The following is a 12339-nucleotide window of genomic DNA, read 5'->3' on the forward strand; positions in this document are numbered from 1 at the left end:
CCGGGAGATCCCGCGGGGAACCGTTTTTGACCGCGATTTGGAAGACCCGCAAACCACGGCAACCAGCGGGAATGCGCGCACCGAATCTTGACTCAGGCTTCTCAGCGCGTCGCGGGGGTACATAGGCCATTCACTCGAAAACCATCACTAACCTGCGGACACGGGGGGCCAGAGGGACGGGAGATGTCGACCAGATGGCAGGTAACAGGGATCACTCGGGAATCGGACGGGGTCTGGCTCTCACCCTGGGCTCCGCCGTGCTGTGGGGCCTGGCGCATCTGTGGACCGGAAGGCGTGTGACGGGCGCGCTGCTGATGGGGACGTACCTGACCGTCGTCGGGACGGTCGCCTCCGCCCTCGTCACGGGCAGGCCCGAGGTCCTCTCCCTGATCGTGCAGCCCGGCTGGCTGTGGGTCCTCACGCTGGGCGCGATCCTGTTCGCCGTCGCCACGGTCGCCGTGGTCGTCCGGTCCTACCGGCTGGTGCGACCGGAGACGCTGTCCGGCCCCGCCCGTTACCTGTCGGCCCTGGCCGTCGGGGGGCTGTGCGCGCTGGTGGTCGCGCCCATGGCCTACGCGGCCCGGCTCGCCTACATCTCCCAGGAGGTCGTGACCTCGGTCTTCACCGAGAGCGCCACCCCGATCCCGGTCGATCCGTGGAAGGGTCGTGAACGGCTCAACATCCTGCTGATCGGGGCGGACGCCGCGGCCAACCGGACCGGGGTGCGCACCGACAGCATGACCGTGGCCAGCATCGACACCCGGACCGGTTCGACCGTGCTGTTCGGCCTGCCCAGGAACCTGGAGCACGTCCCGATGCCCGAGGGGCCGCCGCGTGAGCACTTCCCCTTCGGCTTCGGGGGCGAGCCGCCGTACTCCCCCGGCCTGCTCAACGAGGTCTTCCAGTACGCCGAGGAGCACCCCGACATGGTCCCCGGGGTCCCCGCGGGCAAGCGCGGCCCGGCGTTGTTGAAGCAGACGATCAGCGACTTCACCGGCCTCGACGTGACCAACTACGCGATGGTCGACATGTTCGGCTTCGCGAAGATCATCGACGCGATGGGCGGGGTGAAGGTCACCATCAAGGACCCCATCGTGTACGGCAGGCAGAACGAGGGCCTGATCCCGGCCGGAACCCGCAGGCTGTCCGGCGAGGAGGCCCTCTGGTTCGGCAGGTCCCGCACCTACGGCGACGACTACGTCCGGATGGGCAGGCAGAAGTGCCTGATGAACGCCGTCACCAAGCAGGCGGACCCGGTGACGGTGCTCAGGAGCTTCGAGAGGCTGGCCGACGCGACCGCGCACGCCGTCTCGACCGACATCCCGCGTGAGCTGCTGCCGAACCTGATCGAGCTGTCCGAGAAGGTGAAGGATTCGAAGATCAGGAGCTTCCAGTTCGTCCCGCCGCTGATCGACACGGGCGACCCCGACTACCGCCTGATCAAGCACAAGATCGCCGCCATTCTCGCCCGGCCCGAGGAGTCCTCGGCCACCACGGCCTCAGGACCGAAGAGGACCGCCCAGCGGCACACCGGCGACGGCCCGGCCACTCTCGACGCCGTCTGCGGCTGACCTCCCGGGCCCTGCCGTACCGGAACCCGTTCCAGGACTCTCCGTGGCAGGCGGTGTAACGAACGCGGGGAACGCGACACAGATGCGGTGAACCCACCCCGTTCGGGCTCAGGGAACCGGATATCCAGGTCACAGGAGCCTCATCAGCACCAATGGTGAACATGCGCCCCATGGGCCCCACAGAGCGTCACCGAACCCACACACAAGAACACGAAGCGGTAACAGTGCCCACCCCTTCAGGTGATCGGCTTGACACAAACCCCCGCCGAACCCTTATATACACCTAACCGACTTATTAAGTAGGAATTAGGGAGTAGTCATGAAAGCTCGCGGGGCACGCGGGGTGGTGGCGGCACTCGCCGTACTGGCGCTCACGACCTTGGCCGCGGCCTGCGGGAGCTCGGGAACGACAGGGACGTCTGGAAGCGGGGGCTCCAGCAGTGGCGGAGGCAAGCTCGCGGAGGTCCGGCTCGGATACTTCCCGAACATCACTCACTCAACGGCGCTCGTAGGCGTCGAGAAGGGCTTCTTCGCCAAGCACCTGGGCGGCACCAAGCTCACGACCACCACCTTCAACGCCGGCCCGGCCGCGATCGAGGCGGTCTTCTCCGGCGCCATCGACGCCACCTACATCGGCCCCAACCCCGCCATCAACGCCTGGGCCAAGTCCAAGGGCAAGGCCATCAAGATCATCGCCGGTGCGGCCTCCGGAGGCGTCTTCCTGGTCGTCAAGCCTGAGATCAACAGCGTCGACGACCTCAAGGGCAAGAAGATCGCCACCCCGCAGCTCGGCAACACCCAGGACGTCGCCCTGCGCTACTGGCTGCAGGAGAAGGGCCTGAAGACCGACACCAAGGGCGGCGGCGACGTCAACATCGTCCCGCAGGAGAACTCGCAGACCCTGCAGACCTTCGCCACCGGCGACATCGACGGCGCCTGGGTCCCCGAGCCCTTCGCCAGCCGCCTGATCCAGGAGAGCAAGGGCAAGGTCCTCATCGACGAGCGCGACCTCTGGCCGAACAAGCAGTTCGTGATCACCCACCTGATCGTCCGCCAGGAGTTCGCCGCCCAGCACCCCGACGTCGTCAAGCAGCTCCTCGAAGGGCACGTCGAGGCCAACGCCGCGATCAACGCCGACCCCGCCGACGCCGCGAAGACCGTCAACGCCGCGCTGGAGAAGCTGAGCGGCAAGGCGCTCAAGCCCGAGGTCATCGACAGCGCCTTCAAGAACATCACCTTCACCAACGACCCGATCGCCTCCTCCCTGGTCGCCAGCGCCGACCACGCGGTCAAGATCGGCCTGCTTGAGCCCGTCGACCTGACCGGCATCTACGACCTCAAGCCCCTCAACGAGGTCCTCAAGGCCCAGGGGCAGTCCGAGGTAGCCGACAAGTAAGTCCCCACCACCCGATCCGAGTCCCCCAGGAGGGCACAGTGACAGCTCCGCTCACGGAGCGGGCCGCCCGCCGGGCCGAGGGCGACGAGCCCGCGGTCCGGCTGGACGGCGTCTCCAAGATCTACGGCCAGGGCAGGAACGGGCTGCTGGCTCTCGACAACATCTCGCTCTCCGTGGCGCCCGGTGAGTTCGTCAGCCTGCTCGGCGCCTCAGGCTGCGGCAAGAGCACCCTGCTGTCCCTGGTCGCCGGGCTGGACAGCCCGACGGCCGGCACGCTGAGCGTCGGGGGACGCAAGATCGCGATGATGTTCCAGGAGCCCGCGCTGTTCCCGTGGCTCACCGTCGCCGCCAACGTCGAGATGGCGCTGCGGGTGCAGGGAGTGGCCAAGCGGGAACGGCGTGACCGCGCCGCGGAGTTCCTGGACATCGTCCACCTGGGCGGATTCGGCGCCAAGCGCCCGCACGAGCTGTCCGGCGGCATGCGCCAGCGCGTCTCCCTCGCCCGCGCGCTCGCCCAGGAGGCGGACGTGCTGCTGATGGACGAGCCGTTCGGCGCGCTGGACGCGATGACCCGTGACCTGCTCCACGACGAACTCGAACGGATCTGGCAGAAGCGCGGCCTCAGCGTCCTGTTCGTCACCCACAACGTCCGCGAGGCCGTACGGCTCGGCGACCGGGTCGTGCTGCTGAGCAGCAGGCCGGGCAAGGTCGCCGAGGAGTTCGAGGTGGACATCGAACGGCCCCGCCTCACCGACTCTCCCGAGGTGGCCGAGCTGGCCTCGACCATCACCGCCCGACTGCGCCAGGAGGTCCTGCGCCATGGCCGTTGACCAGGCACCCGCCGCCGGTCAGCCCTCCGACGTCCACGCCAGGCAGCTCGCCGGGCTCGACGCCCTCGAACTGGGCGGCGGCACCAGCAGCGGACTGACCTCCCGGGTCTGGGGCCGCGTCTGGCCGATGCTGCTCGCGATCTCCATCGTGCTGGCGATCTGGCAGGGCGTCGTGTGGAGCGGCCGGTGGCCCGAGTACGTCTTCGCGGGCCCGGCCGAGACCTTCGGCAAGCTGGGCGAGCGGTTCACCGACCCCGAGTACTGGCAGGCCATCGCGGTGACGATGCGCCGCGCGGTCACCGGCTTCGCGATCTCCGTGGTCATCGGCCTGGTCATCGGCGCCGTGGTCTCCCGGGTCAAGGTGCTCAGGGCGGCCTTCGGCTCGCTGATCACCGGCCTGCAGACCATGCCGTCGATCGCGTGGTTCCCGCTGGCGATCCTGCTGTTCGGGCTGACCGAGAGCGCGATCACCTTCGTGGTCATCCTCGGTGCCGCGCCGTCCATCGCCAACGGCCTGATCACCGGTGTCGACTACACCCCGCCGATCCTGCTGCGCGCCAGCCACGTGCTGGGCTTCCGGCGCCTGCAGCTCTACCGGTACGTGATCCTGCCCGCGTCGCTGCCGTCGTTCCTGGCCGGTCTCAAGCAGGGCTGGGCGTTCGCCTGGCGTTCGCTGATGGCCGGTGAGCTGGTGGTCATCATCGCCCACCAGTCCTCGCTGGGTGAGCGGCTCTACTACGACCGCGAGCTCGCCGACTCGGCGGGCCTGCTCGCCACGATGATCGTGATCCTGGTGATCGGCGTCGGCATCGACCTGCTGTTCGAGACCGGCGACAACGCGCTGCGCCGCCGCTGGGGCCTGCAGCAGGTGCGTAGCTGACCGACATGCGGCTCTCCGCCAGAACCCAGTACGCGCTGCGGGCGGTCACCGAACTGGCCGCGGCGCCTCCGGGCCCCGTCCCCGCAGAGAAGATCGCCGTCGCGCAGAACATCCCGAGGAGGTTTCTGGACAACATCCTGCTGCAGTTGCGCAGGGCCGGGCTCATCAACAGCCAGCGCGGTCCCGACGGGGGTTACTGGCTGGCCAGGCCCCCCGAGCAGATCACCCTGGCCGACGTGATCATGGTCGTGGAGGGCAATCCCGAGCAGTCCCCGCGCGCCGACTACCCCGGGGTGGCCAGGCCCCTGGCCGACGTGTGGAGCGCGTTGCGGGAGCACGAGGAGACGCTGTTGAGCGAGATCACCTTCGCCCATATCGCGAAGGACGCCCTCCCCTGACGCCCGCGCGAGCCACCAGGCGGTGGAAGGGCCGGATCACGCCGAAGTAGGGGTGCCACCGGAATACGGCGGAAACGGACCGCGCTGGGACGCCGACCGGACAAAACTCAGGTTCTGAGTGGTCGGTCTGCCAAGAACCCGGCCGCCGCCGGTCATCACCCGCGCCTGGTCATCGGCGACGGCGCCGAGGGCCGTCCGGCAGCGGCCCGTATACCGGCTGTGGGTGTTCGAGCCGGACACGCGCCGGGCAGCGGCGGTGACCTGGCGTCGGGCCTGGACGAGTTCGAGGTCCACCAGCATGGCGACCGGCCGTCTGGGGCGAGGCCGCCGACACCTTCTTCCCGTGGGTGAGCTGGGGCCAGTCGGACCGGTCCGGTTCGGCGTGACCGTCGACCCCGACGGACAACAGCCGAGCCGGATCACAGGCGGCGGGAAGATCAACCAGCCCACCGGCGCCGGGACTTCATGATCGCTCTCACAGTCATCGGCCGTCCGCGGGCTCCCGGCGGCCGGAAAACACCGAAGCGGCTACTCACCATAGTCATTCCCAAGCGGAAACCCTCCTCCGCCGGTTCCTCAACTTCGAGGTCAATCGCTACGCCATAGACATTTTTAACGATAGGGAGGGCCCTCCGCCCCCCATTAGCACTAGTAGTCGCTAGTCAACTGGCCACGCGGTAATCCCCCTCTCTCGAAGAGAGCCCGAAGTGCCACCTTTGGTGCGCTACGACGTACTACAGTCAGTTAGACCTGTCGGGTCTTCTCCGCCTTCGACCGGACCTAGGGCGGCCGAAGGCCATCCCGGCCGAACCTCCCCCCAGGAGGACGGCCGTTCTTCCGAGAAGAGGCAGGTACAGATGGGTCGGCGTAACAAGCGCAATACCATTGGAGAGAATCCGAAGGAACCGTGGAAGATCGTCGCCGCCGTCGCCGCGACAGGACGCCTCCTGCTGGAGGCGCACCGGGCACTCAGGGACGGCCTCGCCGATCAGATCCGGGAAGCTCTGAGGAACCTCTTTAATGGCTGAGGACCCTAACGCCTACCCCTACAGGAGAAAGCGCTAGGGCCTCACCCATCACACCGAGGGCTGCACGCCATGGTCGCCAACCAGTGCAGCCCTCTTTTCTATGCCCAAGATCGCATAAGCGAACCGAGCCACTACACAGAGCGCCCCCTGGAGCACTCTACGTAGAAGAGGTTGCCTCTTCATCGATAACAAGCCGAGTACATCAACGAACGGTGCGCATCTTCAGGGAAACCGGACAATAAGGCACTTTGTACTAATAATCATTATTATACCATATGTCCCATATATACCAATTTCCATTGGGCACTCATGGGCACATATGGTTACATAAGGGATATTCCCCTCGGGGACTACAGTTGTTTTTAAGTCAATCGTGATCATGGCGTTATTTCCTTCGGGCCTTCATCGCTGGTCGGCTACAGCAATCCGAAGGTGGTGCATGCGCAGGTGCTCGCCTGCTCTCTTCCGACGGGGAGGTGTCATGTCGACCAGCTCACACTCATCCCGGCGGGAACGCATCGGTAGTCGCCCACCAGCGCAGACGAAGGCGCTGTGGCCGTCCTCGTTTCACGACCTCACGCCTGTCACCGGCAAAACTCATGAACCACCTCCGCAGAGGTGGGCCTGGGACTCGCTCCGATAGGAACACTCCGGGTTGGCGACGTCGTGAGCGAAGAATCGCGTCCCCGCAGGGCTGACTTCGGCGTGCATGTTCCAGTCGCAGGCTGGACAGCGCAGTTCGAGGCGGCGGCGCACTCGGTGGACGCTTGACCAGGGCGGGTCCTCGCGGGTGGCATCGAGAAGGCCGATGTCGGCAAGGGGCGGTGAGTGGCACCGGAGGACTCCCTCGCTGAGGCGGCAGCCGTCGAACGTGATCACCCTGAGTAGGCGGTGCGGAGATTCCACGCTGACCGCGCTCGGCGACATTTCGGCCTGGTGATCTGTGCTCAGCGGTGCCGGGTCGCGGGGTCGCGGTCCGCTTGCCGGCGGGCGAGCGCTTCGGGTGAGACGCGGGTGTAGCGGGCCAGGGAGGCGACGGAGTTGTGGCCGGAGTAGGCCAGGAGGGTGGAGGTGGTCTACGAGGCCCCACCTACGCGCCGGGCTCGGTCCCCAGGGCGTCAGGGTGAGCGTGGTCGAGCCCGCCATGACCGCCGCAGAACTCCAGGGGCACGTCACCGACGAGGGAGTCAACGCCCGGGTCGCCCAGGCCCGCGAGTCGTCCGAGTGGCTCTCGCCCGACGACGTGACCGAGGTGGTCGCCTTCACGGCCTCGCGTCCCGCCCACGTCACCCTCTTTAAGACGGTCGTCCACCCCACCCGGCAGGCCTGACATGGTCGCCGCGGCGGCTGGGCGTCGAGGTCATCGACCTCTGCCAAGCGCACTGGCCCGACACGGGCCAACCACTCGACTGGAACGGTGGCGGGCGCTCGCCCAACGCCACTCCGGTCGATGAGACGCTGCAGGATCAGTCCCGTCAGCAGGGTCAGATAGAAGGCGCCGACCGCCCGCCGCGTCGCTGGGACGACGTCCCTTCGGCGAGCCAGTGGGTCGGTTCCAGGCGTGCGGCCTCCTGAGCGTCAGCCAGTGCTTGGCGCGGCTGTGGCCTGCGCTCGGCCTGAGCGAAGGCTTCGATGCCGGCCACGAAGACCGGGCGGTGGAGCTCGATCGCCTGCTGCCTCCCCCTCACGTGGCACTTCGCCCACCATGGCCTGACGCAGCTTGTCGGCCTACTCGGCGGTCGCCTCGACCATGGCGTCGGCCGGCAGCGCGTCCTTCGATCAGCTTGTCTCGTTCTTTCGCTCCGCCACCCTGTCCAAACAAGTGTCACAAACAGGTGTTTTGCACAAATGTTTCAAACATGTGTATGGTCATCGGCATGGCACAAGCAACCGCAGCGGCCACGGCCGCGAGCGACTTCAGTCGCCTGGCCAGACACATCCGGCAGGCCGGACTCCTCGACCGGCGCCCCCGCTACTACCTGATCCGGATCAGCGCCGTCACAGCCGCCTACCTCGCAGGGACGGCGGCGTTCCTATGGCTGGGCGACTCCTGGCTCCAGCTCCTGCCGGCCGTCTACTTCGCGATCGTCTTCGCTCAGGTCGCCCTGGTTCTGCACGATCTGGCTCATCGGCAGGTCTTCGCCGATCGCCGCCCGAGCGAGATCCTCGGGCGGCTCGGCGGCAACCTCGCCATCGGCCTCGGCTACGGCTGGTGGATGAACAAGCACACCCGCCACCACGCCAACCCCAACCACGAGGAGCTCGATCCGGACGTCACACCCGACGTCCTGGTGTGGTCACAGGAACAGGCACGCAACGCGCGCGGCCTGGCCCGGCTCATCGGCGGCCGGCAGGCGTTCCTCCTCTACCCGCTGCTCCTGCTCGAAGGGCTCAACCTGCGCGTCGGCGGTGTGCGGGCACTGCGGCAGCCCTGGATGAAACAGCGCGTCCTGGAGGGCGCGCTGCTGTTCGCGCACTTCGCCTGTTACCTGGGTGGGCTGGCGTGGACCCTGTCACCGGGCAAGGCACTGGCCTTCTTCGCCGTCCACCAGGGGGTGTTCGGCGTCTACATGGGCTGCGTGTTCGCCCCTGGTCACAAGGGCATGCCGACCCTCACGGGGGAGGCCAAGCTCGACTTTCTGCACAAGCAGGTCCTCACCACCCGCAACGTACGCGGCGGCCGGTTCATCGACCTCGCCATGGGCGGGCTCAACTACCAGATCGAACACCACCTGTTCCCCAGCATGCCCACCCCCAACCTGCACCTGGCGCAACCCATCGTGCAGGCCCACTGCCGGCGATTGCGTCGGCCGTACCACGAAGTCAGTTTCGTCGCCTCGCACGCCGAGGCGCTGCGGCACCTGCACCAGGCCGGTGCTCCGCTCCGAGAGAAGGGCCGCTCATGAAAGCCGGACGCAAACAGTGGATCGGACTGGCCGTCCTGGTCCTGCCGGTGTTGCTGATCTCCGTCGACCTGCACGTCTTGTCGTACGCGCTGCCGTTCATCAGTGCCTCCCTGGCACCGAGCGGCTCCCAGCTGCTGTGGATCATCGACATCTACCCGTTCATGCTCGCCGGGCTGCTGCTGCCGATGGGCACGCTCGGTGACCGGGTCGGGCGGCGGCGGCTGCTGATGGCCGGGGCCACCGCGTTCGGGGCCGCCTCCGCGGTCGCCGCGTTCTCTCCCAGTGCCGACCTGCTGATCGTCACCCGTGCCCTGCTCGGGGTGGGTGGCGCCACGTTGATGCCCTCGACGCTGTCGCTGATTCGCAACATGTTCCACGATGACGGCCAGCGCCGCGTCGCGATCGCCATCTGGACCGGCGCGTTCGCCGGCGGCGCGATGCTGGGCCCGCTGATGGGGGGCGCGTTGCTGGAGCACTTCTGGTGGGGCTCGGTGTTCCTGGTCAACCTGCCGGTCATGGCGCTGCTGCTGATCCTGGCGCCGCTGCTGCTGCCCGAGTCGCGTGACCCGCGTCCGGGCAGGTTCGATCTGCTCGGCGTGGCCCTGTCGCTGGGCGCCATCCTGCCGACGATCTACGGGATCCAGCACATCGCCCAGGACGGCCTCGGCTGGGCGCCGGTGCTGGCCATCGTGGCAGGGCTGACGCTGGGGGCCGCCTTCGTCAGGCACCAGCGCTCGATGGCCGATCCGATGCTGGACGTGCGCCTGTTCGGCAGCCGCGCCTTCACCGCCTCGATCGGCGCCAACACCCTCGGGGTCTTCGCGATGGTTGGCTCCAGCCTGTTCACGACGCAGTACTTGCAGATGGTCATGGGTGCCAGGCCGCTCGTCGCCGGACTGTACGCGCTGCCGTCGGCGGGCATGGCGATGTTCGCCGCCGGGCTCGCGCCGGTGCTGGTCCGCAAGGTCAGGCCGGGGCTGGTGGTCTGCGCCGGGCTGCTCGTCGGCGCGAGTGGGTTCATGCTGCTGTCCAGGCTGGGCGTGACGGGACAGAGTGGTTTGCTGATCGCCGGGATCATGCTGATGGCCGGGGGCGTCACGCTCGTCCTGACGGTCTCCTCCGACCTGATCATCGCCACCGCTCCGCCGGAGCGCGCGGGCTCGGTCGCCGGGCTGTCGCAGGTGGCCACCGAGTTCGGCGGCGCGCTCGGCATCTCCCTGCTGGGCAGCATCGGCGCCGCCGTCTACCGGGGGCACCTCGGTGAGACGGGCGCTCCGTCAGCGGCGCTGGACACCCTCGGCGGCGCCCTGGAGTCGGCGCGGCACCTGCCGGAACCGGCCGCGACCTCGCTGGCCGCCGCCGCCCGCGAGGCCTTCACACAGGGTCAGCACTACGCCATGCTCGCCGCGGCCACCGCGTTGTGCGTGATGGCGGTGCTCGCTCCCGTCATGCTGCGAGCCGTACGGCAGGCGAAGGGCACCCCGGCGCCGCCACAGGACCAGCACGCCGGCCGCCACGCGATGCGCTGAAGAGGCCGCGTGCCACGGCAGGCGGAACGGGGCGGGCCGGAACGAGGTGCGCAGAACGGGGACGCTGGGCGAGGAGCCTGGAGTGGGGCGGCTGGAGCGGTCAGGCGGGTGCCGCTTCTCCGCCTCCCGCCGCCTGGACGACCGCGCGGAGGCCGGTGGCCAGGTCGCGGGCCGTCGGGGCGCTGTCGGGGTCGATCTGCCACCGCACCAGCAGCCCGATGAACAGCGTCAGCAGCACCTGGGCCCCCGCCTCGTCGTGCCCGGGCAGGCGCGCGCTCAGCTCCCGCTGGGCCAGCGCCTGCCCCTCGGCCAGCCGGGCCCGCACATCAGGCAGGTGAGCGGCCTGTGCGAGCGTCTCGACGTTGGCCCGCCAGACGGTCGGGTTGGTGCGGAAGGACTCGATCAGCTCACCCCAGAAGGCTTCGAACCACTCCTTGGAGTCGCCGGGAAAGGCCTTGAGGATCTCCGTGACCGCCTCGCCGGTCACCTCGATCATCGCCTGGGTGAGCAGCGCGTCCTTGGAGCGGAAGTGGTAATTGATCGCGGCGAGGTTGCTGCCGGAGACGGCGATGATGTCGCGCACCGTCGTGCGGGCGTATCCGCGCTCGGACAGGCACTGCTTGGTTGCGGCCAGCAAATCCTCAGGAACTCCCACGTGATGATCCTACCAACGCCGCAAACAAGTGTTTCAAACAGCCGAAGACCCGCCCGCGTCGGCTGCGGGCACGGGCACGGGCACGGGCAGGACGGTGGCGGCCTGTTGATGCTGGGCGGGGTCGGCCTGCTGGGCGTGGTCACCGCCTCATTCGCCTCGTGGTTCGTCTCCCGCTTCGACGACCCACACGACCGACCCCAGACCCCGAAATATCAACAAATAGCGGGGTGTATCACTCGACCGGCAGCAGCCCGCGCTCGGCGAAGACCTTCTTCGCGGTGAGCGTCGCGTTCAGCGCCCGGGGAAAGCCGCAGTAGGCCGCCGATTGCAGGAACGCCTCGATGATCTGCTGCGGCGTCAGCCCGACGTTGAGGGCGGCGTTGATGTGGACGGTGAGCTGCGGCTCGCAGCCGCCGAGCGCGGTCAGCATCCCGAGCGTGACGAGCTGCCGGTCCCGGGGTTCGAGACCGGGACGGGAGTAGATCTCGCCGAACCCCCACGCGACGATCTGGTGACCGAGCTCCGGGGCGACGTCCTTGAGCGACTCGATGACGTTCGCGCCGGCCGTGCCGTCCACGGCGTCGAGCATCGCCAGCCCGTGCTCGTAGCGCTCCTCGCGGGTCGTGCTCTCACCCATGGGAACTGCCCCCTTCTTCCTGATCCGTGCCCAAGCCCTACGTGACGCCGGGACCGTGCCCCTGCCCTCACCTGGGAGAGTCCGGCGCTTCGGCGACCCCTTGTTCGCCACATCGAACAGGCTAGAAGTTAGAGCGCGCTCTAAGTCAAACCCTTCCCCCGAAAACCACACAAAGTAGCACTAATTACGCAATCAGCGACATTCTCCCGAGTCGACGCACCACAGAGACCCGTCAACCCCTGACCGATATATCCCATTTAGGTAGGAAAAAATACGAAGTGACTTATCAGAGGGAAAGTACTGGTATCAGGCGCGCCATCACCTAACTCCTCGTGCCGTTCTCGTTTTTGCCGGCGCCGCCCGCCGTCCGGCGTGGCATGATTATCACTCTCAGACCTTGCAATGATTTTCATAATCAGATTGGATCGTCGTCGTGAGGGTGGCTTTCGTCGGTAAGGGCGGCAGTGGGAAGACGACCGTGTCGGCGCTGTTCGCACGTTATGTGGCGA

Annotated in this window: 11 protein-coding genes; 9 read left to right on the top strand and 2 right to left on the bottom strand. The window is 67.6% G+C overall.

The genetic code is table 11. The annotated features are described in order from the left end of the window. Positions 1–194: 194 nt before the first annotated feature. From ABT340_RS34365 to ABT340_RS34405, 9 genes are all read left to right on the top strand, one after another. Complete coding sequence (locus ABT340_RS34365) at positions 195–1571, top strand: LCP family glycopolymer transferase (protein WP_352015063.1); 1377 nt, start codon at positions 195–197, stop codon at positions 1569–1571. Between the two features lie 319 nt (positions 1572–1890). Further along, a complete protein-coding gene (locus tag ABT340_RS34370; protein WP_352015064.1) occupies positions 1891–2967 on the top strand; it encodes an ABC transporter substrate-binding protein in 1077 nt (358 codons plus the stop codon). Positions 2968–3005: 38 nt separating this feature from the next. Continuing rightward, positions 3006–3797, top strand: a complete 792-nt coding sequence (locus tag ABT340_RS34375; RefSeq protein WP_352015065.1) for an ABC transporter ATP-binding protein — start codon at positions 3006–3008, stop codon at positions 3795–3797. After that, entirely contained in the window at positions 3787–4677 is an 891-nt protein-coding gene (locus ABT340_RS34380) for an ABC transporter permease (protein ID WP_352015066.1), read from the top strand. Before ABT340_RS34375 ends, ABT340_RS34380 begins: the two co-directional genes overlap by 11 nt. 5 nt (positions 4678–4682) lie before the next feature. Then, positions 4683–5075, top strand: a complete 393-nt coding sequence (locus ABT340_RS34385) for an RrF2 family transcriptional regulator (RefSeq protein WP_352015067.1) — start codon at positions 4683–4685, stop codon at positions 5073–5075. An 857-nt stretch (positions 5076–5932) separates the two neighbouring features. Then, complete coding sequence (locus tag ABT340_RS34390) at positions 5933–6103, top strand: hypothetical protein (protein WP_352015068.1); 171 nt, start codon at positions 5933–5935, stop codon at positions 6101–6103. Positions 6104–7226: 1123 nt separating this feature from the next. After that, positions 7227–7433: an SDR family oxidoreductase gene (locus tag ABT340_RS34395; protein WP_352015069.1), complete on the top strand. Its 207-nt coding sequence runs from the start codon at positions 7227–7229 to the stop codon at positions 7431–7433. Positions 7434–7980: 547 nt separating this feature from the next. Continuing rightward, positions 7981–9009, top strand: a complete 1029-nt coding sequence (locus ABT340_RS34400; protein WP_352015070.1) for a fatty acid desaturase family protein — start codon at positions 7981–7983, stop codon at positions 9007–9009. After that, a complete protein-coding gene (locus ABT340_RS34405) occupies positions 9006–10538 on the top strand; it encodes an MFS transporter (RefSeq protein WP_352015071.1) in 1533 nt (510 codons plus the stop codon). The genes ABT340_RS34400 and ABT340_RS34405 overlap by 4 nt, the downstream gene beginning before the upstream one ends. Before the next feature lie 100 nt (positions 10539–10638). Here the strand turns inward: ABT340_RS34405 and ABT340_RS34410 are convergent, their stop codons facing one another. Next, positions 10639–11193, bottom strand: coding sequence for a TetR/AcrR family transcriptional regulator (locus tag ABT340_RS34410; RefSeq protein WP_352015072.1), 555 nt, complete (start codon positions 11191–11193; stop codon positions 10639–10641). A 232-nt stretch (positions 11194–11425) separates the two neighbouring features. Beyond that, a complete protein-coding gene (locus ABT340_RS34415) occupies positions 11426–11830 on the bottom strand; it encodes a carboxymuconolactone decarboxylase family protein (RefSeq protein ID WP_352015073.1) in 405 nt (134 codons plus the stop codon). Positions 11831–12339 lie beyond the last annotated feature (509 nt).

This window comes from Streptosporangium sp. NPDC000239 (assembly GCF_040300765.1).
Lineage (GTDB): Bacteria > Actinomycetota > Actinomycetes > Streptosporangiales > Streptosporangiaceae > Streptosporangium.

What these genes read in the sequence shown, in the direction of transcription:
- ABT340_RS34385 (WP_352015067.1), top strand. Translation starts at nt 4,683, where the DNA reads ATGCGGCTCTCCGCCAGAACCCAGTACGCGCTGCGGGCGGTCACCGAA.
- ABT340_RS34370 (WP_352015064.1), top strand. Translation starts at nt 1,891, where the DNA reads ATGAAAGCTCGCGGGGCACGCGGGGTGGTGGCGGCACTCGCCGTACTG.
- ABT340_RS34415 (WP_352015073.1), bottom strand. Translation starts at nt 11,830, where the DNA reads ATGGGTGAGAGCACGACCCGCGAGGAGCGCTACGAGCACGGGCTGGCG.
- ABT340_RS34365 (WP_352015063.1), top strand. Translation starts at nt 195, where the DNA reads ATGGCAGGTAACAGGGATCACTCGGGAATCGGACGGGGTCTGGCTCTC.
- ABT340_RS34405 (WP_352015071.1), top strand. Translation starts at nt 9,006, where the DNA reads ATGAAAGCCGGACGCAAACAGTGGATCGGACTGGCCGTCCTGGTCCTG.
- ABT340_RS34380 (WP_352015066.1), top strand. Translation starts at nt 3,787, where the DNA reads ATGGCCGTTGACCAGGCACCCGCCGCCGGTCAGCCCTCCGACGTCCAC.
- ABT340_RS34390 (WP_352015068.1), top strand. Translation starts at nt 5,933, where the DNA reads ATGGGTCGGCGTAACAAGCGCAATACCATTGGAGAGAATCCGAAGGAA.
- ABT340_RS34400 (WP_352015070.1), top strand. Translation starts at nt 7,981, where the DNA reads ATGGCACAAGCAACCGCAGCGGCCACGGCCGCGAGCGACTTCAGTCGC.